Consider the following 23,819-nt stretch of genomic DNA (forward strand, 5'->3'; position numbering starts at 1 on the left):
CTGGGACCCGTACATGCGGCGGGCGCTCGAGCTGGCGCGCGAGGCCGCGGCCGAGGGCGACGTGCCCGTGGGCGCCGTGGTGGTGCACGAGGGCGAGATCGTCGGCGAGGGCCGCAACACCCGCGAGCGCGACGCCGACCCCACCGGGCACGCCGAGATCGTGGCGCTGCGTGCGGCTGCGGCCGCCCTCGGGCGCTGGCGCCTCGACGGCTGCACGCTCGTCGTCACGCTCGAGCCCTGCACGATGTGCGCCGGCGCGGTGGTCTCCTCGCGCGTCGACCGACTCGTGTTCGGCGCCTGGGACGAGAAGGCCGGCGCCGTGGGCTCGCTGTGGGACGTGGTGCGCGACCGGCGCCTCAACCACCGGCCCGAGGTCCTCGCCGACGTCCTGCCCGACGACTCCTCCGTGCTGCTGCGCTCCTTCTTCGGGCGCTGACGAGTCCGCAGTTTCCCCGGTTAACCGGGGAAACCGTCACTTCACGAGGTTTGCGAACCTCGTGAAGTGACAGGAAACCTCGTTCAGTGACCTCGCCGGGAATAGTCCCGACACTCCTGCGTTCCACTAGTTGAATGTTTAACTATCTTCTGGGAGACTGAGGACATGAGCAGCATGCAGATCGGCATCTTCACCGTCGGCGACGTCACCACCGACCCCACGAACGGCTCGACCCCGACCGAGCACGAGCGCATCAAGGCCACGGTCGAGATCGCCAAGAAGGCCGAGGAGGTCGGGCTGGACGTCTTCGCCACCGGCGAGCACCACAACCCGCCGTTCGTGCCCTCCAGCCCCACGACGACGCTGGCCTACATCGGCGCGCAGACCGAGAAGATCATCCTGTCGACCTCGACGACGCTGATCACGACCAACGACCCGGTCAAGATCGCCGAGGACTACGCGACGCTGCAGCACCTCGTCGACGGCCGCATGGACCTCATGCTCGGCCGCGGCAACACCGCCCCGGTCTACCCGTGGTTCGGCAAGGACATCAGCAAGGCCGTCGAGCTGACGATCGAGAACTACCAGCTGCTGCAGAAGCTCTGGAGCGAGCCGGTCGTCAACTGGGAGGGCAAGTTCCGCACCCCGCTGCAGGGCTACACCTCGACCCCCGCGCCGCTCGACGGCGTCGCGCCGTTCGTGTGGCACGGCTCGATCCGCACGCCCGAGGTGGCCGAGCTGGCCGCGTTCTACGGCGACGGCTACTTCGCCAACAACATCTTCTGGCCCAAGGAGCACTACATCCGGCTGATCAACTTCTACCGGCAGCGCTACGCCCACTACGGGCATGGCACCCCGGAGCAGGCGATCGTCGGTCTCGGCGGTCAGTTCTTCATGCGCAAGAACAGCCAGGACGCGGTCAACGAGTTCCGGCCGTACTTCGACAACGCCCCCGTCTACGGACACGGGCCGAGCATGGAGGACTTCACCGAGCAGACGCCCCTCACGGTCGGCAGCCCGCAGCAGGTCCTCGAGCGCACGCTCGCGTTCGCGGACTACTTCGGCGACTACCAGCGCCAGCTGTTCCTCGTCGACCACGCGGGCCTGCCGCTGAAGACGGTGCTCGAGCAGCTCGACCTGCTCGGCGAGATCCTGCCCACCATGCGCGCCGAGTTCGACGCGCGCCGACCGGCCGATGTGCCGGACGCCCCCACCCACGCCGCCCGTGTCGCCGCCCGCGACGCGGCGATCGAAGAGGAAGTGCCCGCATGACCCGCATCGTCGCCCTGTCCGCCGGTGTCGGCGAGCCGTCGACCACGCGCATGCTGGCCGACCGGCTGGCCGCCGCCTCCGGCTCCGCCCTCGGCGGCGCCAGCATCGAGGTCGTCAACCTGCGCGACTTCGCGCACGAGATCACCGATGCGGCGCTCACCGGCTTCGCGGCCCCGCGCCTGCAGCACGTGTACGACCAGGTCGGCGAGGCCGACGCGCTGATCGTCGTGGTGCCGACGTTCAAGGCCTCCTACCCGGGCCTGTTCAAGTCGTTCGTCGACGCGCTCGAGAACGACGCGCTGATCGGCAAGGTCGTGCTGCTCGCCGCAACGGGTGGCACGGCTCGCCACTCGCTCGTGATCGACTTCGCACTGCGGCCGCTGTTCGCCTACCTGCAGGCCGTGGTCGTGCCGACGGGCGTCTTCGCCAGCCCGCACGACTGGGGCTCGGCCGGCGAGGGCACCCTCCAGTCGCGCATCGAGCGGGCGGCTGGCGAGCTCGCCAGCCTGCTCGCCGGCGCCGGCTCGGGCCGCTCGAAGGACGACGAGATCGACCTCTTCAGCGAGACGATGCTGTCGATCAGCCAGCCCGGCTGACCTCCGGACGCTCCGCCGCCGGCCCCCTGCCCACTTCTGGAATGGGATGCACCTTTCCGCCGCAGGAAAGCGTGCAAGCCGTTCCGAAAGTGGAGTCGGAGGGGCGGGCGGCGGCGTCTCAGGTCCAGGAGGCGACGGTGCGCACGAGGAGCAGCGCCATCGGGACGCAGGAGAGCGCCAGCAGGACCGTGTTGAGGCGGCGGTGCTCCCACAGGATCGCGGCGTACTCGCGCAGGATCGCGCTGGGCCAGAAGTAGCGCGCGGTGCGCGCGCCGAGGCCGTGGCCCTCGAGCCCCATCCGATGCAGCAGCAGCGCCGCGCGCAGCACGTGGAAGTCGTTCGTGACGACGGCGAACCGACCGGACTCCACGCCGTGCTCGGCGGCGACGCGGGCGCTGAACCGCAGGTTCTCCTCCGTCGAGGTCGAGGCGTCCTCCAGCCACAGCAGGTCGCGGTCGACTCCCTGCTCGGCGAGGTGGTTCGCCATCGCGACCGCCTCCGGCACGACCTCGTCCGGCCCCTGCCCGCCCGAGCAGATGAGATGGGTGTCCTTCCCGCGCGACCGCGATCGCTCGAGCGCCTGCCTGCCGCGGTCGAGCCGCGAGGCCAGCAGCGGCGTCACCCGCTCGCCGCTCAGCCCGGCGCCGAGGACGATGACCGCGTCGACCGGCCTGGCCCAGCGATCGGCGGCCCAGCCGTACAGCAGCCCGTAGCCGACGAACGCCACGAACACGAACGCCAGGTAGCCCAACGGGACGCCGATCGCGACGATCCAGAAGAACAGCTCGAGGGCCACGTCCGTGTGGTTCCGGTCGACCCACCACATGACGACGATCAGCGCGCAGTAGCCCAGCACGCCGAGCCCGAACACGAGCGAGAGCAGATTGGCCGGGCGCCGGCCCTCCCGCCGGATCATGAGGATTCCGTTCGCGACACTGGCCAGGCCGAGGACGACCACGGCCGAGAACGCGACGCCGAGGGCGATCAGCAGCGCCCACGCGAGCCGCAGCGGATCGTCGGATCCGGCGATCAGGAGCGCGAGCCGGCCGAGCAGACCCACGACCGCCAGACCGATCGCGAGCGTGAGGTAGACGCCGATGCGGAGCCGACGCGGGTCCTGCCACGCAGTCACTCCGGCCGCGAGCGCCAGCAGCGCGACGAGAGCCCACCCCACGCCTGAACCCTAGGCCCCCGACCCCTTGACCGCCCCGATTGGGCCGCGGCGGGGTGACTGACGTAAACTCCTCGGCGGTGGCGTGTCCGAGCGGCCTAAGGAGCACGCCTCGAAAGCGTGTGTGGGTTCACGCCCACCGTGGGTTCAAATCCCACCGCCACCGCCAGCAGGATCAGGACCCCGTCGAGCGCGAGCTCGGCGGGGTTCTCGCCTTCCGAGTCAGCGCACGAGGCCGCGCAGCCCGTCGATCGGCTGCTCGTCCCAGTCGGCGAAGGGATCATCGCCGACCTCGGCCATGAGTGCCGGGCGCGCGGCGGCCGCGGCCTCCTCGGACTCCCACAGCGCGATGCCCACGAGACGGCCGCTCGCGTCGTCCACGACGCCCGTCCACTCCAGCCCGGGCTGCTCGCGCGCGACCCGGCTGTAGCGCTGCATCGAGTCGATCACGGCGGCACGGTGCTCGGGCTTGGGCGAGTGCACCGAGACGACGGCGAAGGTCATGATCGGAGTCAAGCACGACATGGGGTCGTCGAGACCGGTGCGATCGGGCCGCGTGCGACGTACCGTCGTGCCATGGTCGACGGATCCTGGTGGGAGCCCCCGATGGCCGCCTCGGAGGTCGAGCACCTCCTGGGCGCACTGGACCGCCAGCGCGCCACCTTCCGCTGGAAGGTCGACGGCCTCGACACCGCGTCGTTGCACGCCACGTTCCCCTCGTCGACCCTGACCTTGGCGGGGCTGCTGTCCCACCTGGCCTTCGTCGAGGACTTCACGTCCGCCACGAAGCTGGCCGGACGCTCACCCGGCGACCTGTGGGCCGAGCTCGACTGGGACGGCAGCGACGACGCCTCCTTCACCGTCACGGGAACCGCGCAGGAGCTCTACGCGCTCTACGACGACGCCGTCGCTCGCGCCCGGCAGCGGTACGCCGAGACCTTGGCAGACGGAGGGCTGGACCAGTCCGTCGCCGTGAGCGACGACGACGGCGCGCATCCGAGCCTGCGTCGCCTGCTGTTCGACCTGCTCGAGGAGTACGCCCGGCACACGGGCCACGCCGACCTCCTCCGCGAGGCCGTCGACGGCCGCGTGGGCGAGGACCCTCCCCCGGGCTGGACGCCCGCGCAGTAGTCGTGACGCGGGCCCCGGAGCCGCCCCCGGCGAACGGACGGCGAACGGACCCCGAACGCACCGAGTGCTCACGCATCGTGCTCCGGGCGCTCACCCGGCGTTCACCGGGAAGAACCTCTCGCCGAGAGTCTCAGGGCGTCCTGATGGCTTTCCCCGTAGGAGCACACTGCCCATGCGATCCCTTCGCACCACCTCCAGCCTCGCGCTCGCCGCGGCGGTCGGGTTCGGCACCTTCACCACCACGCCCGCCCTCGCGTCGCCCCGACTGGCCGATGCGGCGGTGAGCTCGATGTCGAGCATCGCCGCACCGCCGGCCGCAGCTTCGGCGCTGCGCCAGGCCGTCGACCTCCCGACCGCCGACGTCTTCGACGTCGACTTCAAGGGCGGCCAGCTCACCGAGCACGCGCAGGGCCTCGAGCCCACCGTGCACGGCGAGCCGACCGCGGGCGCCGACCTCGGCACCGGGCGCTCGGTCCTGAGCTTCGACGGCACCGACGACGCGATCGGCTACCCGATCCGCTCGGAGTTCGCCAAGCTCGAGCAGGGCATGTCGCTGGAGTGCTCGTTCCGCTTCGACGGGCCGCGCACGTCCGCCAGCACCGAGGCGGCGCTGTGCTCGTCGAAGGAGTCGGGCGGCTTCGCCACGGTCATGTCGGGCAACGACGTGCACTTCATGATCCACGTCGGCGGCGGCTACAAGAGCGTCCGCGTCCCGATCACCACCGGCACGTGGCACCACACGGTCGCGACGTGGGACGGCACCCGACTGAAGCTCTACCTGGACGGTGAGCTGGTCCGCGACGTCGCCGCCGCGGGTGCCTTCAAGCACTCGACCGCCGGCGCCGACTCGATGATGCTGGCGGGTGACGTCAACGCCTCGAACAAGCCCCAGTTCTTCGCGCAGACCACGCTGCGCACGAGCCGCATCTACAGCGATCCGCTCACCGCCGAGCAGGTGTCGGCGCTCGCCGACGCCGACCGCGAGGGTCCCGCCGCCCCGAAGGCCGATGTCCTCGACCTCGACTTCTCCTCCGGCGCCCCGGTCGACGGCGCGCAGGGCCTGACCCCGCGCACCTTCGGCTCGCCCGAGGTGCGCGACGACGCCCCGATGGGCACCAAGGTCGCGCAGTTCGACGGTGCGGGCTCGGCCTACCTCTACCCGTTCGAGGCGCAGTTCCCGAAGCTCGCCAACCAGATGACCGTCGAGTGCGTGTTCAAGTACGACGACGACTTCCAGGCCAGCGGCGTCGAGACGCGCGGCAACCTGTGTGGCGCGAAGGAGGCGGGCGGCTTCGGCGTCGTCATGTACGGCGACCGCCTCTCGTTCAACCCCCACATCGGTGGCGCCTACCGCAACACGAGCACGCAGATCGAGAGCGGGCGCTGGTACCACGCGGTCGGAACGTACGACGGCGAGATGGTCCGCCTCTACGTCAACGGCGTCCTGGCGGCCAGCACGCCCGCGACCGGCACGCTCAGCTCGCCGAGCGCCGGCGCCCGCAACCTCGTGATCGGAGGAGACGCGAGCGGACGCGACCGTCCCGCGTTCTTCTCCCCCTCGACGATCAGCCGCGTGCGGGTCTTCAGCGAGGCCGTCGACGCCGAGGGCGTGCTCGCCCTGGGTCGCGACGCCTTCGCGGGCCGCCCCGCGAACTACAACGTCAAGGTCAGCTCGACCACGCCTGCGGCGGACGAGCGACTCACGAAGCGCACCCGCTTCGGCGTCGAGTTCACGAACCCCGAGGGCGTCGGTCGCGACGTCCGCTACGCACTCGACGGCGACCCGATCGAGCCGGGCGACGAGATCGGCGCCGGGCTCAAGGCCGGCGAGCACGAGATCACGGTGGAGGGTCACGACGTCTTCGGCACGCCGATCGACCACACGACAACCTTCACGACTGCCAACGTGCCGTCCGCGGGCGGCACCGAGACCGAGCAGGGCGGCGGCTCCGTGCGCCTCTCGGCCAACGCCACGAACCCGTCGGGCGACCGCGTGCGCACCACGTTCCGCGAGGCCGACGTGGTCGTCGCGCAGCAGGGCCGCCAGGGCGTCCTGACGGGCATCCCGAAGGAGCGCGACTTCACCGGCACCGACGAGAAGCCGATCGCCGACGCGGCCGCGCCGGGCGACGAGACGTTCCTCGACTCGCCGTCGACGTCCGAGCTGCCGTTCCAGCAGTTCGACGTGCCGGTCACCGGCAGCTCGGACCAGCAGGTGATCTGGAGCGGTCGCGTCGATCCTGCGCGCGAGGTCGTGCTGCGCGTCTGGGACGGCGGCGCCTGGGAGGAGCTCGCCCGCTCGCGCGGCAACGCCGAGGGACAGGTCCAGCTGACCGGCGATCTGCGCAGCCGTCACCGCCACGGCGGCTCCGTCCCGGTCCTGGTGACCGGCGAGGACCCGTTCGCCGACGACCTGCCCAACGAGGTCAAGAACTCGTTCGAGAACCCGGACGACTACGACTTCTCGATCGCCCACGTCACCGACACGCAGTACCTGTCCGAGGGCGCGGTGGAGCAGGAGACCGAGCAGGAGCGCGAGGTCTGGCGTAACGCCTACCGCGGCATCACCGAGTGGATCGCGGCGAACGCCGACGAGCGCAAGATCGCGTTCACGGCCCACACCGGCGACATCATCGAGAACTGGCACAACGTCGGCTCGGACGAGCCGAACGCGCGCGCCGAGTTCGAGGTGGCGTCGGAGGCGCAGAAGGTCCTCGACGACGCCGGCATGGTCAACACGGTCCTGCCCGGCAACCACGACAACCTCTACGGCGCAGACACCGGCCCGGACGCCCTCTACAACGACTACTTCGGTCCGGACCGCTACGCCACGCTCGAGCAGAGCCAGGCCTGGCAGGACGCGAAGGCGGAGTTCACGCCGTGGAAGGAGGGCGACAACAGCAACAACTACGTGCTGTTCAGCGAGGGCGACCTCGACTTCGTCGTCGTCTCGCTCGGCTTCGGCGTCGATGCCGAGGAGGCTGCCTGGGCCGACGGGGTTCTCAAGCAGTTCTCCGACCGCAACGCGATCGTCCTGACGCACGCCTACCTGACGCCGAGCGTCAATCCGGACGGTCGCGGCAGCGGCTTCTCCTACGACGGCCGCCAGGTGCTGGACGACGTCATCAAGAAGAACCCGAACGTCGCCCTCGTCCTGTCGGGCCACGAGCACGGCGTCAGCATCGAGCTGCGGCGCGACGTCGCCCGCAAGGGTCACCACGTGGTCGAGCTGCTCGCGGACTACCAGTTCTACAAGGTGAGCTCGGACGAGCTGGGGCTGACGGGCGTCGGCTACGACAGCAACACGCCGCTGCAGTTCGGCTCGTCGTTCTTCCGCCTGCTGCAGTTCGATCTCGACAAGGGCGAGGTCGCGGTCGACACCTACTCGCCGCTGCTGGAGAACTTCGGCGCCACCGAGTACGACGACCGCTTCCGCTACAACGGCACCGAGGACGACACGCGCCTGCCGATCAACCTGACGACCCGCAAGACGAGCTTCAGCTCGGACGGCCTCGTCGTGGTGGATCCGACCGACCGCGTGATCGGCGAGGAGACCGTGCGCTCGGGCTGGCCGGCCACGGTCACCTGGAACGGCCTCGAGGCGGGTCGCACGTACGCCTGGCACGCCACCAGCGTCGACGCCGCCTCGGGCGAGGAGCTGCCCGGGGAGGTCAGCCAGATCTCGCTCTTCACGGCGGGCTCGAGCGGGACGGACACGACCGCGCCGGTCCTGACCGTCCCGAAGAACGGCTCGGTCGAGCTCAATGGGGTGTTCGACCCGATGGCCGGCGTCTCGGCGCAGGACGCGGTCGACGGCGACGTCACCGAGAAGGTCCAGGTGCTCGGCGAGGTCGACACGGCCAAGCCCGGCACGTACGCGCTGACCTACTCGGTCGCGGACGCCAACGGCAACCAGTCGATGGTCACCCGGGTCGTCGAGGTCAAGGGCGCGAAGGCGCCGGTCAACACGGTCCGCCCGAAGGTGAGCGGCGCGATGCGCGTCGGCTCGATCCTGCGGGCCAGCATCGGCACGTGGTCGAACACCGAGGCCGCCACCCTGCAGGCGCAGTGGCTGCGGGACGGTCAGCCGATCCGGGGCGCCACGGGCGGCGACTACCGGGTGACGTCGGCCGACATCGGCCGGTCGATCAGCGTGCGCGTGACGGCCACGACCGTCGGGCACCAGCCGGTGACCGCCACGTCGATGGCCTCGCGCGTCGCGAAGGCCAAGGCCACGGTCCGCGCCTCGCTGGCGAAGAAGCGGATCAAGACCTCGCAGCGCGCAGCGGTGCGGGTCCGGGTCGCCGCTCCGGCCCAGGCCAACGCCAAGGTCCTGGTGAAGGTCAAGGGCCGCGTCGTCGCCGACGGCACGGTGCGGAACGGCAGGCTCACCGTCCGGCTGCCGAAGCTGAAGGCGGGCAAGCACCGCCTCGTGATCAGCTACCTCGGCAACGACCGGGTCGGCGCTCGCAACACCGCGGTCACCCTGCGGGTGGTCAAGCGCTGAGCCGGCCCTGAACGACGCAGGCCCCGGGCGATCCCCGGGGCCTTCGTCGTGGGTGGCGACGATGGCGGCCCGCTCGCTCAGCCATCTGCCACTTCTGGAACGCGTTGCACCCTTTCGGTCGCCGAAAAGGTGCAACGCATCCAAAAGTGGGTCGGTCCCGCGCGTCAGATCTCGGCGAGACGCGGCGCGGTCCTCTCGGCGAACTCGCTGACCCAGGCCACCGGGTCGGGACCGTGCGGCGAGACGGACACCGACTGGATGCCCAGCTCGGCGTAGGCCGCGACGTCCTCGAGGAACTTCTCGGGGTCCTTCACGGCGTCGCCGGGCGACTGCAGGGTGCGCAGGATGTCGGCGGGGTCGCGACCCACGTCGGCGCAGTGCTGGTCGAGGACCTCGAGCTTGTGCCGGATGACGTCGACGCCGGCGGGGAAGAGGTTGCAGGCGTCGCCGTACTCGGCCACGAACCGCAGCGTCTTCTTCTCGCCCATGCCGCCGAGCAGGATCGGCGGGTGCGGCTGCTGGATCGGCGCGGGATGGCAGATCGTCTCGGCCAGCTGGTAGTGCTTGCCCTCGTAGGCGCCGTCGTCGTCGCTCCACATCTGGTGGACGATCTGCAGCGTCTCCTCGAGCCGCTCGAACCGCTCCTTCATCGACGGGTACGGAACGCCGAGGCCGAGGTGCTCGCGCTCGTACCAGGCGGCGCCGAGGCCCAGGATCGCGCGACCACCCGACAGCACGTCGAGGGTCGTGGCGATCTTGGCCAGCAGGCCGGGGTGGCGGTAGGTCACGCCGGTGACCAGCAGGCCCAGCTTGACCCGCTCGGTGACGGCGGCGAGGTAGCCCAGGGCCGTGTAGCCCTCCAGCATGGGGTCCTCGGAGCGGCCGACGGTCTCCATCTGGAAGTAGTGATCCATCAGGGTGACGGCATCGGCGCCGGCCTGCTCGGCCCGGCGCGCCGTCTCGGCGAGGGTCGGGGCGAGCGCCTGCGGCTCGCCGGGGATCGTGAAGTTGTAGACGTGGACGCTGAAGCGCATGCCTCAGCCTAGGCACGCCTCGACGACCGTGGCGACCGCAGCGCGGTCGGTGAGGTCGATCGAGTCCGGGGTGAGCGCCTCCAGCATGGCCTGCTCCTCGGCCGTGCGGTCCCGCTTCACCGCGAGCCCGCGGCGGATCGTCGACATCATCGACCTCTCCACCAGGCTCAGCCGCGACCGGTCCATCGCGCCGCGCACGTGGACGACCTCCAGCCGCTCGCGCAGCTCGGCGGGGAGCTTCGACGCGACCAGCTCGTCGCGCTTCGTCGTGAGCGCGGGGTCGCTGAGCCCCACCGTGACCAGGACGAACCGCGTCGCCGTGCCCAGCTCCATGGCCTTCCGCAGCAGGCTGCTGCCCCGCAGGGTCGGGCCGTAGATCGCGCCGCACAGCACGACCACGTCGCTCCCGACCAGCTGCTCCGGGGTGACCTCGTCGGCGGCGGCCACGGGCGCGCCGAGCGCCTCCCCGATCCAGCTCGCGTAGAGCTCGGCGGACCCGTACTTGGAGGCGTGGACGACGAGAGGCACGCCCCGAGGCTAGGCCCCGACGGGGGTCACCCGGGCGGTCGAGAAGCCCCTGACCAGCAGCCACAGGCCGAGCGACAGCTCCCACGCCGCGATGGGCAGCGCGAGCAGCCCCGCGAGCACCGAGACCTGGTCGATCCAGCCGGCCACCGCGCCCAGCGCCGAGACCAGCAGCAGGGGCGCACCGACCAGCCCGATCAACGGGATGGCGCGCGGGACGAGTCCCCCGCGCAGCAGCAGGGGTGCGAGCAGCAGCGCGTTGAGGGCGGGCACCGCGCCGGGTCCGACGAGGAACGCCGCGTCGTGGAGTCCGACGAGAGCCGGCGCGACCTCCTCGCCCACCACTCCCTCGGCGAACGTCAGCACGACCAGGACACCCACGAGGATCATCGAGGCCTCGAGCACGCGCGCCGCGACGAACCCGAGCGCCGCGCGCTCGCCGTGGGCGCGCACGACGGGGTACAGGACGACCGCGGTGCCGACGCACGCCGCGGCGAGCACCAGCTCGAGCGCGGCACCGGTCCGGGCCGGCCCGATCGCGGACGCGGATCCCGGGTCGTCGAGCAGGCCGCCCTTGAGCGCGACGGCGGGGATCGACGTCACGAACGTCAGCAGGTAGAGGACGCCGGCCCAGAAGGCCGTCCGGCGCGCGGTCATGGCTCGCTCCTTCGCTGGTGTACGGCGTACACCTCGTGCCTGACACTAGGCTTACGGCGTACACCCGTCAAGCAGGAGGAGCGACGTGGCCGCAGCCGACCGACCCACCGTGAGTCGCGAGCGCACCCTCGCCGCCGCGATCACGCTCGCCGACGAGCAGGGACTGACGGCGGTCAGCATGCGCCAGGTGGCCGCCCGCCTCGACGTCGTCCCCATGGCGCTCTACAAGCACGTCGCGAACAAGGAGGACCTCCTCGACGGGATGGTCGAGACGATCGTGGCCGGCTACGAGCAGCCCGCGCCGGGCGGATCCTGGCCCGATCGCGTGCGCGCCCGCGTCCTCGCCGCCCGGGCCGAGCTGGTGCGCCACCCGTGGCTGCGCCAGGCGATCGAGAGCCGCACGGCGCGCACGCCCGCCGTGCTCACCCACATGGACGCGGTGACCGGCGAGATGATCGACGGCGGCCTCTCGGTGGACCTCGCGCACCACGTCATGCACGCCCTGGGCCACCGCATCTGGGGCTTCAGCCCCGAGGCCTTCGACGAGCCCGGCGACGACACGCCCTCCCCCGAGGCGCTCGACGCCTTCGCGCGGACGTTCCCGCACATCGTGGCGGTCGTGCGCGAGACCACGCGCGACGGCGGCCGGTGCGACGCCGACCTCGAGTTCGACTTCGCGCTCGACCTGCTGCTCGACGGGGTGGAGCGCCTGCACGCCTCGGGCTGGCGCTCGCGACGGTAGGTTGGCCGCGTGACCACCCGCCGGCTGCTGCTCGTCAACGGGCCCAACCTCAACCTCCTCGGCACGCGCGAGCCCGACATCTACGGCTCCGAGACGCTCGCCGACGTCGAGGCGCTCGTCGCCGAGGCCGCCACCGCCCGCGGCTACGAGGTGCGCGCCGTGCAGAGCAACCACGAGGGCGTCCTCCTCGACGCGATCCACGAGGCCCGCCACGACTGCGCCGGCATCGTCATCAACCCCGGCGGGCTCACCCACACCTCGGTCGTGCTGCGCGACGCGCTCTCGGGCGTGGCGCTGCCCGTGGCCGAGGTGCACATCTCCGACGTCATGGCGCGCGAGCCGTTCCGCCACCACTCGTACGTCGCCGACGTGGCCGTCGTTCACGTGATCGGCGAGGGCGTCCCCGGCTACCGCGCCGCCACGGATCGGCTGATCGACCACGTCGAGGGCCGATAGGATCACCCCACCGGCGCGAGGGAAGGGGATGGTGTGACCTCCCATGACCTCGACGTCATCCTCCTGACGGGGTCCGGAGTCCTCATCCTGGCCGTCCTGGCCGTGCGCCTGTCCGTGGGCATCGGGCTGCCCTCGCTGCTCATGTACCTCGGGCTGGGCATCCTCATCGGCTACGACGGCGCCGGCGTCCAGTTCGCCGACGCGAACATCGCCCTGGTGCTGGGCCTCTCCGCCCTGATCCTCATCCTCGCCGAGGGCGGCCTGACCACGAACTGGTCGACGATGCGGCCCGCGCTGGGCCTCGGCGTCCTGCTGGCGACGGTGGGCACGTCGATCAGCGTGGGGATCGTCGCCGCCGGCGCGCACTACCTGTTCGGCCTCGACTGGCAGCTGGCCGTCCTGATCGCGGCCGTCCTCTCGCCCACCGACGCCGCCGCGGTCTTCTCGGTCCTGCGCTCGGTGCCGCTGAAGTCACGGGTGTCCGGCGTGCTGGAGACCGAGTCCGGCCTCAACGACGCGCCCATCGTCGTCCTCGTCACGGCGATCAGCGTGGGCGAGATCAACGACCACGGCGTCGGCGGGTTCCTGGCCCTGGTCGTCTTCGAGCTCGTGATCGGCGCCCTGCTGGGCCTGCTGGTCGGGTGGGGCGGGGCCCGGCTGCTGCGGCGGGCGGCGCTGCCCGCGGCGGGCCTCTATCCGCTCGTCGTCTTCGCCGTGACGGTGCTCGCGTACGCCTCGGCCGCCCTGATCCACGCGAGCGGCTTCGCGGCGGTCTACGTGGCGGCCGTCGTGCTGGGCAACACCGAGCTGCCGCACCGCTCGGCCACCCGCTCGTTCGTCGAGGGGATCGGCTGGCTCGCCCAGATCGGCCTGTTCGTGATGCTCGGCCTGCTCGTGCACCCGAGCGACATCCAGCTCTGGCACATCGGCGCGGGCGTTGGGATCGGCGCGCTGCTGACCTTCGTGGCGCGGCCGGCGTCCGTCGCCGCCTGCGCCGCGTGGTTCCGCGTCGGCTGGCGCGAGCAGCTGTTCATCGGCTGGGCCGGCCTGCGCGGCGCGGTGCCGATCGTGCTGGCGACGATCCCGCTCGCGAACGGCGTCACCCAGTCCATCGACCTGTTCAACATCACCTTCGTGGCCGTCGTCGTCTACACGATCGTGCAGGCCGCGCCGCTGCACCGCCTCGCGCGCTGGTGCGGCGTCGAGAGCGACCGGGGCCGCGACGTCGAGATCGACGCGGCACCCCTCGAGCGGATCTCGGCCGACCTGCTCCAGATCCACGTGCCGTCCACGTCGCGCCTGGCCGGCGTGGAGGTGGGCGAGCTCCGGCTGCCCGAGGGCGCCTCGGTGACGATGGTGGTCCGCGGCGACTCGACGCTCGTGCCGCACCGCACCACGCGCATCCGCGTGGGCGACGAGCTGCTCATCGTGACCACGCGCGACCTGCGCGAGGGCGTGGAGCGACGGCTCCGGTCGGTGGCCCGGCACGGCCGCCTGGCCGGGTGGGACCTCGACCCGCGCCGCCGCGACGCGTGACTACGGCAGGGTGATCGTGGGGACGCACACGGTGACGTCCTGCGAGGCCTTGAGCTTCGTGCCCGCCTTCTTGAGGCCCTGGTAGTCCGGACCGATCAGCACCGAGATGCCGTCCTCGGTCTCGAAGTCGGCCTGGACGCGCTCGACCTTGCCCTTGAACTGCCGGGCGACGAGCCGCGCGCGGGGGTCGGCCGGGTCCTGGCTCAGCACCATGACGTTCTTCGGCTTGAGCTGGCCGGGGTTGTTCTGGGCGACGCCGCCGAGGAAGCCACGGCGCTCGAGGTTGATCTTCACGCGGTTGGCGACGCCGGCACGCTGGCTGGCGTTGTAGACGTGCACCATGACGAGGTTGCTGCTGAGCACCTCGCCCTTCGCGATCTTCTTGATCTCGCACGTGGGCTCGGCGGCCACGGGATCGGGCTTGGAGAACGCGAGGTTCAGCCCGAGCGCGGTGCCCGCGACGAACACGCCCGCGGTGCCCAGGACGACGAGACGCTCCACGGCCTTGCTCATGACTGCTTCCCGATCGTGAAGACGCGCGCGTGGACCATGGTGCGCTGCTGCAGGGCTGCTCGCAGGGCCCGGTGCAGCCCGTCCTCGAGGAACAGCTCGCCCTTCCAGCCGACGACGTGGGCGAACAGGTCGCCGAAGTACGTCGAGTCGGTGTCGAGCAGCGTCTCGAGGTCGAGGGTGGTCTTGGTGGTGGTGAGATCGTCCAGGCGCACCTGGGTCGGCGCGATGGCAGCCCAGTCACTCTGGGTCAGTCCATGGTCGGGGTACGGCCGCCCGTCCCCCACGCGGCGAAAGATCACCCGATCAGTCTAAGGGGCGGCTCACAGCCGCTCGATGACCACGGGATCCATGGTGTGCCTCCCCGAACGACGCGGAGCCCCTGGCGCGACGGCCGGGGGGAACTAGCCTGAGCACATGACCGAGACCGATCCCTCCGCCGACGAGGTCGCCGCGGCCGCCCGGGCCGCCGCCGAGGCCAAGGCCGCCGCCGAGGAGGCCCAGCGCCGCGCCGACGAGCTGGCCGCCGCGGCCGAGGCGGCGCAGGCGAGGGCCGCCGATCGGACGGAGGCCCCCGCGGCCGAGGCTCCGGCCGCGGACAGCGAGCAGGTGGCTCAGATCCGCGCCGGCTACGCGTTCGAGGGCCCGGCGCTGGAGATCGGCGCGCTGGTCGAGAGCGGCGAGCCGCGCGCCGACGTCCCGGTGCGCATCCCCTTCGGCATGCTCAACCGCCACGGCCTCGTCGCTGGCGCCACGGGCACCGGCAAGACGAAGACCCTGCAGGTGCTGGCCGAGCAGGTCTCGGCCGGCGGCGTCCCGGTCTTCGCGGCCGACATCAAGGGCGACCTCTCGGGCATCGCGACCCCCGGTGCCTCGAACGAGAAGCTGCTCGCGCGCACCGCGAGCATCGGCCAGGACTGGCAGGCCACGGCCTTCCCCACCGAGTTCTACGCCCTCGGCGCGAAGGGCACGGGCGTGCCGATCCGCGCCACGGTCGAGGCGTTCGGGCCGATCCTGCTGTCGAAGGTCCTCGACCTCAACACCACGCAGGAGTCCTCGCTCTCACTGGTCTTCCACTACGCGCGCAAGGCCGGGCTGCGCCTCGTGACCCTGGAGGACCTGCGTGCCGTCGTGGCGTTCCTCGACAGCGCCGAGGGCAAGCCCGAGCTCAAGGCGATCGGCGGGCTCTCGAGCGCCACGGTCGGCGTGATCCTGCGCGAGCTGGTCACGTTCGCCGACTCCGGCGCCGACGTGTTCTTCGGCGAGCCCGCGTTCGAGGTCGCCGACGTGCTGCGCACCGATGCCGACGGCCGCGGCATCGTCTCGCTGCTCGAGGTCCCGGGCGTGCAGGACCAGCCGCAGCTGTTCTCGACCTTCCTCATGTACCTGCTGCGCGAGCTGTTCTCGACGCTCCCCGAGGTCGGCGACACCGACCGCCCGAAGCTCGTCTTCTTCTTCGACGAGGCCCACCTGCTGTTCAAGGGTGCGTCGAAGGACTTCCTCGAGATCGTCGTCCAGACCGTGCGGCTCATCCGGTCGAAGGGCGTCGGCATCTTCTTCGTCACCCAGACGCCGAAGGACGTGCCCGACGACGTGCTGGCCCAGCTGGGCTCGCGCGTCCAGCACCAGCTGCGCGCCCACACGCCGCAGGACGCGAAGGCGCTCAAGGCGACCGTCTCGACCTACCCGCACTCGGGCTACGACCTCGAGGAGGTCCTGACCCAGCTGGCGACGGGCGAGGCGATCGTGACCGTCATGAACGAGAAGGGCGCGCCGTCGCCCGTCGCGTGGACGCGCGTCCGCGCCCCTCAGGGGTCGATGGAGCCCACCGACGCCGCCGCGATGACCGCCGCCGTGGCCGCCTCGCCCCTCGCCGCGAAGTACGCGGCCGTCGCCTCCACCGGGGGCGCGGCCGAGGCGATGGCCGAGCGCACCCGCGCGGCCACGGAGGCCGCCACCGCCGAGGCCGAGCGCAAGCGCGCGGCCGAGGAGGCCGAGAGACTCGAGAAGGACCTGGCCCGCGAGCGCCCGACGGGCACGCGCACGAAGAGCCGCAGCCGCGGCTCGAACCGGATGTCGCCCATGGACCGGGCGATCGGGGAGGCGAGTCGCACCGCCGCCCGCGAACTCATCAAGGCGATCTTCAAGAAGAAGCGGTGATCCCATGTCGGGGGCAGTGAAGGCAGCAGCGGGAGTCGTCCTGTCGATGGGGCTCGTCGCCCCGGCGCTGGTCAGCGTGCCGGCGCAGGCGGCGGACTCGGACTACACGACGCGCAAGGTCGTCATCGGCACGAGCCACCAGGGCCGCAGCATCGTGGCCTTCTACCGCGGCGCGAAGAAGCCGAAGCGGGTCCTGCTGATCCTCGGGCAGATGCACGGTGACGAGCCGGCCGGCCGCAAGACCGCCCAGCACGCGGTCAAGCGCGTGAAGCCGAAGGCGGGCACGGGCCTGTGGATCATCCCGACGATGAACCCCGACGGCGCCGCCCGCAAGACGCGCACGAACGCGCGCGGGGTGGACCTCAACCGCAACTGGCCGACGAGCGGCTGGATCCGCGGCACCAAGGGCTCCCGCACCTACGGAGGCCCGAAGAAGGCCAGTGAGCGCGAGACACGCACGATGATGAAGTTCCTCAAGAGCCAGCGGCCCGACTACATCGTGTCGCTGCACCAGCCGCTGCACGGCGTCGGCACGTCCGGGAAGGACGTGGCCTTCGAGAAGCGGCTCGCGAAGGAGCTGAAGCTCAAGCGCAAGCACTTCGGCGTCGCGCAGGGCAAGGGCACCTCGCCCACGCTCACCGGCTGGTACAACCGCTACCTCGCGAAGCACGGCACGGCGATCACGGTGGAGTACGGGGCGAAGCCGTCCTCGGGCTACGTGAAGGGGGCCAGCCGCGCGATCATGCGCGCGGCGCGCGTGCACCCCTAGGAACGCAAGGACCCCTCGCGTACCCGGCAGGGACCACTGACCCTTGCTGCATTCCTGCCCTGGGGGAGTTGGGTGATGTGCCGCCACGCGAGGGGCTGGTCACCACTATACGAGGCCGGACGTGGGCGTCCGAAGCGGGAGCCCGAACTCGCCGGGACGATCTGCACAGGATCTTCACGATTCGTCCCCACGATCCGGCGACCCGGGCTCCTAGGTTGGAGGCATGACCGCTCGCCGCATCCTGCTCGTCGAGGACGAGCCCACCATCGGCACCGCCGTGACCGACCGGCTGACCGCCCACGGTCACGAGGTCGTGCGGGCGTGGGACGGGCCCGGCGCGGTGGCGGCGTTCGAGCAGCACGACCCCGATCTCGTGGTGCTGGACGTGATGCTCCCGGGCTTCGACGGCCACGAGGTGTGCCGCCGCATCCAGGCCGTGCGGCCCGTCCCGGTCCTCATGCTCACGGCGCGCGACGACGAGGCCGACGTCCTGGTGGGCCTCGCCGTCGGCGCCGACGACTACCTCACCAAGCCGTTCCGGATGCGCGAGCTGGTGGCGCGGGTGTCCGCCCTGCTCCGGCGGGTCGACCGGGCCGCCGAGCTCGCGGCCTCCACCCAGGGCTCGGTGCGCGAGTGGGACGACCTGCGGCTCGACGTCGGCGCTCGGCGCGTCTGGGTCGCGGACGAGGAGATCCACCTGACGCCCACGGAGTTCGACCTGCTCGTGTGCCTCGCCGCCGCGCCCGGCGACGTGCTCTCGCGCGAGCGACTGCTGGCCGAGGTCTGGGGCTGGGCCGAGGCCTCAGGCACCCGCACCGTCGACAGCCACGTGAAGGGCCTGCGCGCCAAGATCGGCGCCGACCGGATCCGCACCGTGCACGGTGTCGGCTACGCGCTCGAGGTCACCCCATGACGCGGCCTCTGGACCCCGTCGGGTCGGTGAAGGTCAAGCTCGGCCTGCTGGTCGCGGCGAGCGTCTTGGTGGCCTCGATCGTGGCCACCGTGGGCGCCGCGGGCGGCGTGCCGATCTGGCTGAGCATCCCCGTGACGATCGCGCTGGCCCTCGCCGTGACCCAGCTGCTGGCGTCGGGCATGACCTCGCCACTGCGCCAGATGACGGCGGCGGCGGCACGGATGGCGCGCGGCGACCACAGCACCCGCATCACCGACACCTCGCGCGACGAGATCGGCGAGCTGGCCCGTGCCTTCAACCGCATGGCCGCCGACCTCGAGCAGGTCGACCGCCAGCGTCGCGACCTCATCGCGAACGTCAGCCACGAGCTGCGCACGCCCCTCACCGCCATGTGCGCCCTGCTGGAGAACCTCGCCGACGGCGTGAGCGAGCCCGACCCGGCCACCCTGCGCAGCGCGCTGGCGCAGGCCGAGCGGCTCTCGGACCTCGTGGCCGACCTCCTGGACCTGTCCCGCGTGGACGCCGGCGCCGTGCCCCTGCACGTGGAGCCCGTCCTCGTCGGCGAGCTGCTCGCGTCCGCCGCCGACGAGTTCCAGTACGGCGACCGCGACGTCGAGGTCACGGTGGCCGTCGAGCCCGCCGACCTCACCGTCGAGGCTGACGCGGCCCGGCTGCGCCAGCTCGTGGCGAACCTCGTCGACAACGCCACCCGGCACTCGCCGGCGGGCGGGACGGTGTCGATCCGGGCGCGACGCGTCGACGACGGCTGGCTGCTCGAGGTCGCCGACGAGGGTCCCGGCGTCGCGCCGGACTCGCGCGCCCGCGCCTTCGAGCGCTTCGGCACCCTCGCCGAGACCGAGGGCGGCGGCGGCACGGGCCTCGGCCTGGCCATCGCCCGCTGGGTCACCGACCTGCACGGCGGGACGATCCGCTTCGTCGACCCCGAGGCCGGCCACGCCGGCGCGCGCGTCCACGCCGTCCTGCCGCTCACCGCGCCCCCGACCCGTGACCGCGCCCCCGTGGCCGCACCGAAGGAGATCCCCGTGCCCGACACCTCCGCACCGACCCCGCCCTCGGCGACCCCGCCACCGCTCCCGTCCATGACGGACTCGCTGTTCGGCGGGCTGTGGCCCGACCGGGGCGAGCCCGGACGACCGCGCCTGCTCGCCTGGGCGGTCGGGGTCGGCGTGCTCGCCGGCATCGCGCTGCCGTTCCACGACCTCGGCCTCGGCACGTTCCTCGTGCTGATGGCGGCGGGCCTGCTGCTGTTCGCGGCCAGCCCGCGCCGGCGCCGGCCGTTCACCATCGCGTGCGCCGTCCTGTGCACCCTCCTGGCCTCCACGGCGCTGATCCGCGACGCCGAGTGGATCGTGATCCTGTGCCTCTTGGCCGGCGGTGCGATCGCCACCATGGCGCTCACGGACGCGAGGAACGTGCCGGGCTTCGTGATCTCGGCGATCTCGTGGCCGCTCGCGGGCCTGCGCGGCATCCCGTGGCTCGGCCGCACGATGCGGATGCTCACGGGCACCGGTCACGGCATCGCCGTGGTGCGCACCGTGCTCTGGTCGGTCCTCGGCCTGACGATCTTCGCCTTCCTGTTCATGTCGGCCGACGCGCTGTTCGCCGAGTGGTTCAGCGGCCTCGTGCCCGACTTCGGCTCCGCCGACTTCGCGGTCCAAGTGTTCGTCGCCATCGCCGTCGGCGGCATCGCGCTGGCGGGCACCTACCTGGCGCTCAACCCGCCGGAGGTCGACACGGTGCGCTGGGAGTCCTCTCCGGTCGCGAAGCGGTTCGAGTGGCTCGTGCCCGTGCTGGTCGTGGACGCGGTGTTCGTCGCCTTCCTCGTGGCCCAGGCCGCGGCCATCTTCGGCGGGCGCGACTACTTCGAGCGCACGACCGGGCTGACCTACGCGGAGTACGTGCACCAGGGCTTCGGCCAGCTGACGGTCGCCACGGCGCTGACGCTGTTCGTGGTCTGGGCCGCGTCCCGCAAGGCCTCCCGCGAGACCGTCGCGGACCGGACGTGGCTGCGCGTCGCGCTCGGCCTGTTGTGCGTCATGACGCTGCTCGTGGTGGCGTCGGCGCTCAACCGGATGGCGCTCTACCAGGAGGCCTACGGCTTCACCCAGCTGCGACTGCTGGTCGACGTCTTCGAGGGCTGGCTCGGCCTGCTGGTGCTCGCCACGATCGCCGCCGGCTGGCGACTGCGCGGCACCTGGCTGCCGCGGTTCGGCCTGATCAGCGGCGCGGTGCTGCTGCTGGGCATCGCCGCGATCAACCCTGACGCCTGGATCGCCGACCACAACCTCGACCGCTACGAGACCACCGGCAAGGTCGACTGGTACTTCCTGTCACAGCTCTCGGACGACGCCGTGCCCACGATGGAGTCGCGCCTGTCCGAGGCGGACCAGACCTGCGCCCTGTCGGGCGATCGGCGCGATTCGGCGTCGTGGCTGGAGTGGAACCTGGGCCGTCAGCGGGCCGAGTCGCTGGGACTGGAGACGAGCGCTGCGGACTTCACCACTGACGCCTGCACGGGCCAGACGGAAGGCTGAGATCCGCCGGTCCCGGCCCGATTCGCCGCTCGCGGCCGGGTCCACGTAGACTCCTCGGCGGAGGATTCGCATAGTGGCCTAGTGCGCTCGCTTGGAAAGCGGGTTGAGTGAAAGCTCTCAGGGGTTCGAATCCCCTATCCTCCGCCACTCGAAGCCGGCTCAGGGAATCTCACCGAGATCCCGAGGGCCGGCTTCGCTGGTTCCCGGACCCTCTCGCCTGCTCAGAATGCGGACACCCACGATCCGTGCCACCGTTTTGCAGACCGAAACGGTCGGCGCACCCGCTCCGGCCGTCATCGAGGGAAAGGGACCTGACATGTACTTCGGTGGATCCATCGCCCTGATCGCCATCGGCGCGATCCTTGCGTTCGCGGTGACCGATGCCATCAACGGCATCGACCTGACCATGGTCGGCTACATCTGCATGGCGGCCGGTGCCCTGGGCATCGTGCTCAGCCTGATCGTCAACAGCCGCCGCGACCACGCCGTCCGCGACGCCCGTCGCGACGACCTGCCGCCGGCGCGCTGAGTCACCCACGTCGCACGTCCGGTTCATCTGGCGGAAGCATCTGCCGCCAGGGGGTGTTGAACCGGACATGCGCGGTGAATACAAGGTCCCGGGCGGCAAGCTCGTCGCGGTCGACCTCGAAGTCCAGAACGACCGGCTCGTCGACGTGAGCGTCTCGGGGGACTTCTTCCTCGAGCCCGAGGAGGCCCTCCTCGACGTCAACGCGGCGCTGACCGGCCTCTCGGTCGACGCGTCCGTCGACCAGCTCACCTCCTCCATCACCGGGGCCGTCGGCCCCGAGACCGCCTTCATCGGCTTCACGCCCGAGGCCGTCGGCATCGCCGTCCGCCGGGCGCTCGGCAAGGCCACCGGCTGGCATGACCACACCTTCGACGTGATCGGTCCCGTCACGATGGACCCGGCGATGCACGTCGCCCTCGACGAGATCATCGGCCGTGAGGTCGCCGACGGCACTCGCCCGCCCACGTTCCGCATCTGGGACTGGGACAGCCCGCTCGTCGTGATCGGCTCCTTCCAGAGCTACGTCAACGAGATCGACGCCGAGGGCGCCGCGAAGCACGGCATCGACGTCGTGCGACGCGTCTCCGGCGGCGGGGCGATGTTCATGGAGCCGGGCAACTGCATCACCTACTCGCTCGTCGTCCCCGGCTCACTGGTCGAGGGGCTGAGCTTCGAGCGCTCCTACTCGTTCCTCGACGACTGGGTGATCGAGGCGCTCGCCGAGGTCGGCGTGAACGCGCGGTTCGTGCCGCTCAACGACATCGCCAGCGAGGCGGGCAAGATCGGCGGCGCCGCCCAGAAGCGCTTCGCCGGCGGCTCGGTGCTGCACCACGTGACGATGGCCTACGACATCGACGCCGACAAGATGACCGAGGTGCTGCGCATCGGTCGCGAGAAGATGAGCGACAAGGGGACCCGCTCGGCCAACAAGCGCGTCGACCCGATGCGCTCGCAGACCGGCCTCACGCGCGAGGCGATCCTCGACAGCTTCCTCGAGACGTTCCGCCGCCGGTACGCCACGCGCGACTCGGAGTACACCGAGGCCGAGCTCAGCGAGGCCAAGCGCCTCGTCGACGAGAAGTTCTCGACGCGCGAGTGGACCCACCGCGTGCCCTGAGCCGCGGGGTGGCCCCGCCCCCGCTCCACTTGTGGAGCGGCGACCACGCAGACGACGAGACCCGCCGAGCAGCGCTCGGCGGGTCTCGTCGTTGAAAGGCTGGATCAGCCGATCGGGTCGAAGACGTCGTGGTCGCCGACCGTGGCGGCCAGGCGCGCCCGGTGGAACTCGCCGTCGCCGATCAGGTGCTCGATCGCGAGCAGGCGGCTGGCGTAGTGGCCGACCGAGTACTCGGCGGTCATGCCGATGCCGCCGTGCAGCTGGATCGCGTCGAGGCCGATGTGGCGACCGGCCACGCTGACCTGCAGCGCCGCGTGCGAGGCGGCCGTGGCCAGCTGCTCGGGCGTGGTGTCCTCGTCGGCCGCCACGATCGTGGCCCACGTGATCGTGCTGCGGGCCAGCTCGAGCGCGACGTACATGTCCGCGGCGCGGTGGTTGAGCGCCTGGAACGTGTTGAGCGTGACGCCGAACTGCTTGCGCGTCTTGAGGTAGCCGACCGTGGTGGTCAGTGCCGTCTCCATCGCACCGAGCGCCTCGTGGGCGTAGGCGATGCGGGCGCGGTCGAGGGCGACCTCGAGCGCGGCGGTCTGGTCGCCACCCTCGCCCAGCTGCACCGCGGGGGTGTCGCCGAACGTGACGGTGGCGGCGCGGCTGCCGTCGTTGGTGACGGCCGTCTCGACCGCCGTGGCGCCCTCGACGAGGAACACGCCGGTGCCGCCCTCGGGCAGCGCGGCCGTGACCAGCAGCAGGTCGGCACGCTCGGCCTGGACCACAGGGGCCTTCACGCCGTTGAGCTTGCCGTCGGCGAACGTGACCGACGCCTGCGTCGACCAGCGCTTGCCGGGCTCGAGCCACGCCAGGATCGGCAGGACCTCGCCGCCGGCGATGGCGTCGACGTACTGCTTCTTCTGCTCGTCGGTGCCGAGCGCCTCGATGAGGCCGCCGGCCAGCACGATCGCCTCGACGAACGGGTCGGGGGCGATGACCTTGCCGAGCTCCTCGGCGGCCAGCGAGACCTCGACGGGCGAGGCCTCGAACGGCAGGCTCAGCACGCCCATCTCGGCGAGCTTGTCCCACGCGGCGAAGCCGGGCTCGGTCTTGGTGACCTCACGACGGGCCTCGGAGGACTCGTAGACGTTGGTGATCAGGCCACGGACGGCCTTGACGAGAGCCTTCTGCTCCGAATCGATGGTGAAGTCCATG

General features: G+C 71.4%; 22 protein-coding genes, 2 tRNA genes and 1 other RNA gene. 16 read left to right on the top strand and 9 right to left on the bottom strand.

What is annotated here, in order from left to right; genetic code table 11:
• Window positions 1–13 precede the first annotated feature (13 nt).
• The 3 genes from tadA (at window position 14) to ACGWYL_RS05245 (ending at window position 2,304) form a co-directional block, all read left to right on the top strand.
• A complete protein-coding gene (tadA, locus tag ACGWYL_RS05235; RefSeq protein ID WP_179428386.1) occupies window positions 14–436 on the top strand; it encodes a tRNA adenosine(34) deaminase TadA in 423 nt (140 codons plus the stop codon).
• Between the two features lie 174 nt (window positions 437–610).
• Entirely contained in the window at window positions 611–1,708 is a 1,098-nt protein-coding gene (locus tag ACGWYL_RS05240) for an LLM class flavin-dependent oxidoreductase (protein ID WP_179428384.1), read from the top strand.
• Complete coding sequence (locus ACGWYL_RS05245; protein ID WP_395486606.1) at window positions 1,705–2,304, top strand: CE1759 family FMN reductase; 600 nt, start codon at window positions 1,705–1,707, stop codon at window positions 2,302–2,304. The genes ACGWYL_RS05240 and ACGWYL_RS05245 overlap by 4 nt, the downstream gene beginning before the upstream one ends.
• Window positions 2,305–2,422: 118 nt before the next feature.
• Here ACGWYL_RS05245 and ACGWYL_RS05250 read toward each other — a convergent pair whose 3' ends face one another.
• On the bottom strand, window positions 2,423–3,478 hold the full coding sequence (locus tag ACGWYL_RS05250) for a YdcF family protein (RefSeq protein WP_395486607.1): 1,056 nt from the start codon (window positions 3,476–3,478) through the stop codon (window positions 2,423–2,425).
• Between the two features lie 76 nt (window positions 3,479–3,554).
• Between ACGWYL_RS05250 and ACGWYL_RS05255 the strand changes: the two genes are divergently transcribed.
• Window positions 3,555–3,644 (top strand) — tRNA-Ser (locus ACGWYL_RS05255).
• Between the two features lie 53 nt (window positions 3,645–3,697).
• Here the strand turns inward: ACGWYL_RS05255 and ACGWYL_RS05260 are convergent.
• Window positions 3,698–3,979: an antibiotic biosynthesis monooxygenase gene (locus tag ACGWYL_RS05260; protein WP_179427608.1), complete on the bottom strand. Its 282-nt coding sequence runs from the start codon at window positions 3,977–3,979 to the stop codon at window positions 3,698–3,700.
• A gap of 72 nt (window positions 3,980–4,051) precedes the next feature.
• On the opposite strand from ACGWYL_RS05260, the gene ACGWYL_RS05265 reads away from it, so the two are divergent.
• Window positions 4,052–4,606, top strand: a complete 555-nt coding sequence (locus tag ACGWYL_RS05265) for a DUF664 domain-containing protein (RefSeq protein ID WP_395486608.1) — start codon at window positions 4,052–4,054, stop codon at window positions 4,604–4,606.
• 172 nt (window positions 4,607–4,778) lie between these two features.
• Entirely contained in the window at window positions 4,779–9,113 is a 4,335-nt protein-coding gene (locus ACGWYL_RS05270; protein ID WP_395486609.1) for a LamG-like jellyroll fold domain-containing protein, read from the top strand.
• A gap of 164 nt (window positions 9,114–9,277) precedes the next feature.
• Here ACGWYL_RS05270 and ACGWYL_RS05275 read toward each other — a convergent pair whose 3' ends face one another.
• From ACGWYL_RS05275 to ACGWYL_RS05285, 3 genes are read right to left on the bottom strand one after another with little or no spacing between them, the layout of a single operon-like run.
• Window positions 9,278–10,147 carry an LLM class F420-dependent oxidoreductase gene (locus ACGWYL_RS05275; protein ID WP_395486610.1) on the bottom strand — a complete coding sequence of 290 codons (870 nt, stop codon included), beginning with the start codon at window positions 10,145–10,147 and terminating at the stop codon, window positions 9,278–9,280.
• 3 nt (window positions 10,148–10,150) lie between these two features.
• Window positions 10,151–10,675 (bottom strand): flavodoxin domain-containing protein, encoded by a 525-nt coding sequence (locus ACGWYL_RS05280; RefSeq protein WP_395486611.1) that lies wholly within the window; start codon window positions 10,673–10,675, stop codon window positions 10,151–10,153.
• A gap of 9 nt (window positions 10,676–10,684) precedes the next feature.
• On the bottom strand, window positions 10,685–11,329 hold the full coding sequence (locus tag ACGWYL_RS05285) for a DUF4386 domain-containing protein (RefSeq protein WP_395486612.1): 645 nt from the start codon (window positions 11,327–11,329) through the stop codon (window positions 10,685–10,687).
• 85 nt (window positions 11,330–11,414) lie between these two features.
• Between ACGWYL_RS05285 and ACGWYL_RS05290 the strand changes: the two genes are divergently transcribed.
• Genes ACGWYL_RS05290 through ACGWYL_RS05300 form a run of 3 tightly spaced genes read left to right on the top strand, consistent with a single transcriptional unit; the run spans window position 11,415 to window position 14,063 of the window.
• Window positions 11,415–12,071: a TetR/AcrR family transcriptional regulator gene (locus ACGWYL_RS05290; RefSeq protein ID WP_269304254.1), complete on the top strand. Its 657-nt coding sequence runs from the start codon at window positions 11,415–11,417 to the stop codon at window positions 12,069–12,071.
• 9 nt (window positions 12,072–12,080) lie between these two features.
• Window positions 12,081–12,527, top strand: coding sequence for a type II 3-dehydroquinate dehydratase (gene aroQ, locus ACGWYL_RS05295; RefSeq protein WP_395486613.1), 447 nt, complete (start codon window positions 12,081–12,083; stop codon window positions 12,525–12,527).
• Window positions 12,528–12,560: 33 nt separating this feature from the next.
• Window positions 12,561–14,063, top strand: coding sequence for a potassium/proton antiporter (locus ACGWYL_RS05300; RefSeq protein ID WP_395486614.1), 1,503 nt, complete (start codon window positions 12,561–12,563; stop codon window positions 14,061–14,063).
• On the opposite strand, the gene ACGWYL_RS05305 is transcribed toward ACGWYL_RS05300, so the two are convergent.
• Both ACGWYL_RS05305 and ACGWYL_RS05310 read right to left on the bottom strand, forming a co-directional pair.
• Window positions 14,064–14,576 (bottom strand): LytR C-terminal domain-containing protein, encoded by a 513-nt coding sequence (locus tag ACGWYL_RS05305; RefSeq protein WP_179427592.1) that lies wholly within the window; start codon window positions 14,574–14,576, stop codon window positions 14,064–14,066.
• Window positions 14,573–14,875 carry a type II toxin-antitoxin system VapB family antitoxin gene (locus ACGWYL_RS05310; RefSeq protein WP_179427590.1) on the bottom strand — a complete coding sequence of 101 codons (303 nt, stop codon included), beginning with the start codon at window positions 14,873–14,875 and terminating at the stop codon, window positions 14,573–14,575. The genes ACGWYL_RS05305 and ACGWYL_RS05310 overlap by 4 nt, the downstream gene beginning before the upstream one ends.
• Before the next feature lie 115 nt (window positions 14,876–14,990).
• Between ACGWYL_RS05310 and ACGWYL_RS05315 the strand changes: the two genes are divergently transcribed.
• On the top strand, window positions 14,991–16,733 hold the full coding sequence (locus ACGWYL_RS05315) for a helicase HerA-like domain-containing protein (protein WP_179427588.1): 1,743 nt from the start codon (window positions 14,991–14,993) through the stop codon (window positions 16,731–16,733).
• Window positions 16,734–16,737: 4 nt separating this feature from the next.
• Window positions 16,738–17,502: a M14 family zinc carboxypeptidase gene (locus ACGWYL_RS05320; RefSeq protein ID WP_179427586.1), complete on the top strand. Its 765-nt coding sequence runs from the start codon at window positions 16,738–16,740 to the stop codon at window positions 17,500–17,502.
• A 6-nt stretch (window positions 17,503–17,508) separates the two neighbouring features.
• Here the strand turns inward: ACGWYL_RS05320 and ffs are convergent.
• An RNA gene (gene ffs / locus ACGWYL_RS05325) (signal recognition particle sRNA small type) lies at window positions 17,509–17,599 on the bottom strand.
• Between the two features lie 126 nt (window positions 17,600–17,725).
• On the opposite strand from ffs, the gene ACGWYL_RS05330 reads away from it, so the two are divergent.
• From ACGWYL_RS05330 to ACGWYL_RS05350, 5 genes are all read left to right on the top strand, one after another.
• Complete coding sequence (locus ACGWYL_RS05330) at window positions 17,726–18,415, top strand: response regulator transcription factor (protein ID WP_395486616.1); 690 nt, start codon at window positions 17,726–17,728, stop codon at window positions 18,413–18,415.
• Window positions 18,412–20,970: a DUF4153 domain-containing protein gene (locus ACGWYL_RS05335; protein ID WP_395486617.1), complete on the top strand. Its 2,559-nt coding sequence runs from the start codon at window positions 18,412–18,414 to the stop codon at window positions 20,968–20,970. The genes ACGWYL_RS05330 and ACGWYL_RS05335 overlap by 4 nt, the downstream gene beginning before the upstream one ends.
• 59 nt (window positions 20,971–21,029) lie before the next feature.
• Window positions 21,030–21,117, top strand: a tRNA-Ser gene (locus tag ACGWYL_RS05340).
• Window positions 21,118–21,196: 79 nt separating this feature from the next.
• The gene (locus ACGWYL_RS05345; protein WP_395486618.1) at window positions 21,197–21,499 is read left to right on the top strand and encodes a DUF6458 family protein; all 303 of its coding nucleotides are present in this window, start codon (window positions 21,197–21,199) and stop codon (window positions 21,497–21,499) included.
• A 67-nt stretch (window positions 21,500–21,566) separates the two neighbouring features.
• Window positions 21,567–22,616 carry a biotin/lipoate A/B protein ligase family protein gene (locus tag ACGWYL_RS05350; protein WP_269304269.1) on the top strand — a complete coding sequence of 350 codons (1,050 nt, stop codon included), beginning with the start codon at window positions 21,567–21,569 and terminating at the stop codon, window positions 22,614–22,616.
• 104 nt (window positions 22,617–22,720) lie between these two features.
• Here the strand turns inward: ACGWYL_RS05350 and ACGWYL_RS05355 are convergent, their stop codons facing one another.
• The gene (locus tag ACGWYL_RS05355; protein ID WP_395486619.1) at window positions 22,721–23,818 is read right to left on the bottom strand and encodes an acyl-CoA dehydrogenase family protein; all 1,098 of its coding nucleotides are present in this window, start codon (window positions 23,816–23,818) and stop codon (window positions 22,721–22,723) included.
• Between the last annotated feature and the right edge of the window lies 1 nt (window position 23,819).

Source organism: Aeromicrobium sp. JJY06, assembly GCF_044069275.1.
In the GTDB taxonomy this organism is placed as follows: domain Bacteria; phylum Actinomycetota; class Actinomycetes; order Propionibacteriales; family Nocardioidaceae; genus Aeromicrobium; species Aeromicrobium tamlense.

Bases quoted from the DNA above. Each gene is read 5' to 3' on its own strand.
- tadA (WP_179428386.1), top strand. From the start codon at position 14: ATGCGGCGGGCGCTCGAGCTGGCGCGCGAGGCCGCGGCCGAGGGCGAC.
- ACGWYL_RS05240 (WP_179428384.1), top strand. From the start codon at position 611: ATGCAGATCGGCATCTTCACCGTCGGCGACGTCACCACCGACCCCACG.
- ACGWYL_RS05245 (WP_395486606.1), top strand. From the start codon at position 1,705: ATGACCCGCATCGTCGCCCTGTCCGCCGGTGTCGGCGAGCCGTCGACC.
- ACGWYL_RS05260 (WP_179427608.1), bottom strand. From the start codon at position 3,979: ATGACCTTCGCCGTCGTCTCGGTGCACTCGCCCAAGCCCGAGCACCGT.
- ACGWYL_RS05265 (WP_395486608.1), top strand. From the start codon at position 4,052: ATGGTCGACGGATCCTGGTGGGAGCCCCCGATGGCCGCCTCGGAGGTC.
- ACGWYL_RS05270 (WP_395486609.1), top strand. From the start codon at position 4,779: ATGCGATCCCTTCGCACCACCTCCAGCCTCGCGCTCGCCGCGGCGGTC.
- ACGWYL_RS05275 (WP_395486610.1), bottom strand. From the start codon at position 10,147: ATGCGCTTCAGCGTCCACGTCTACAACTTCACGATCCCCGGCGAGCCG.
- ACGWYL_RS05285 (WP_395486612.1), bottom strand. From the start codon at position 11,329: ATGACCGCGCGCCGGACGGCCTTCTGGGCCGGCGTCCTCTACCTGCTG.
- ACGWYL_RS05305 (WP_179427592.1), bottom strand. From the start codon at position 14,576: ATGAGCAAGGCCGTGGAGCGTCTCGTCGTCCTGGGCACCGCGGGCGTG.
- ACGWYL_RS05315 (WP_179427588.1), top strand. From the start codon at position 14,991: ATGACCGAGACCGATCCCTCCGCCGACGAGGTCGCCGCGGCCGCCCGG.
- ACGWYL_RS05320 (WP_179427586.1), top strand. From the start codon at position 16,738: ATGTCGGGGGCAGTGAAGGCAGCAGCGGGAGTCGTCCTGTCGATGGGG.
- ACGWYL_RS05330 (WP_395486616.1), top strand. From the start codon at position 17,726: ATGACCGCTCGCCGCATCCTGCTCGTCGAGGACGAGCCCACCATCGGC.
- ACGWYL_RS05335 (WP_395486617.1), top strand. From the start codon at position 18,412: ATGACGCGGCCTCTGGACCCCGTCGGGTCGGTGAAGGTCAAGCTCGGC.
- ACGWYL_RS05345 (WP_395486618.1), top strand. From the start codon at position 21,197: ATGCGGACACCCACGATCCGTGCCACCGTTTTGCAGACCGAAACGGTC.
- ACGWYL_RS05350 (WP_269304269.1), top strand. From the start codon at position 21,567: ATGCGCGGTGAATACAAGGTCCCGGGCGGCAAGCTCGTCGCGGTCGAC.
- ACGWYL_RS05355 (WP_395486619.1), bottom strand. From the start codon at position 23,818: ATGGACTTCACCATCGATTCGGAGCAGAAGGCTCTCGTCAAGGCCGTC.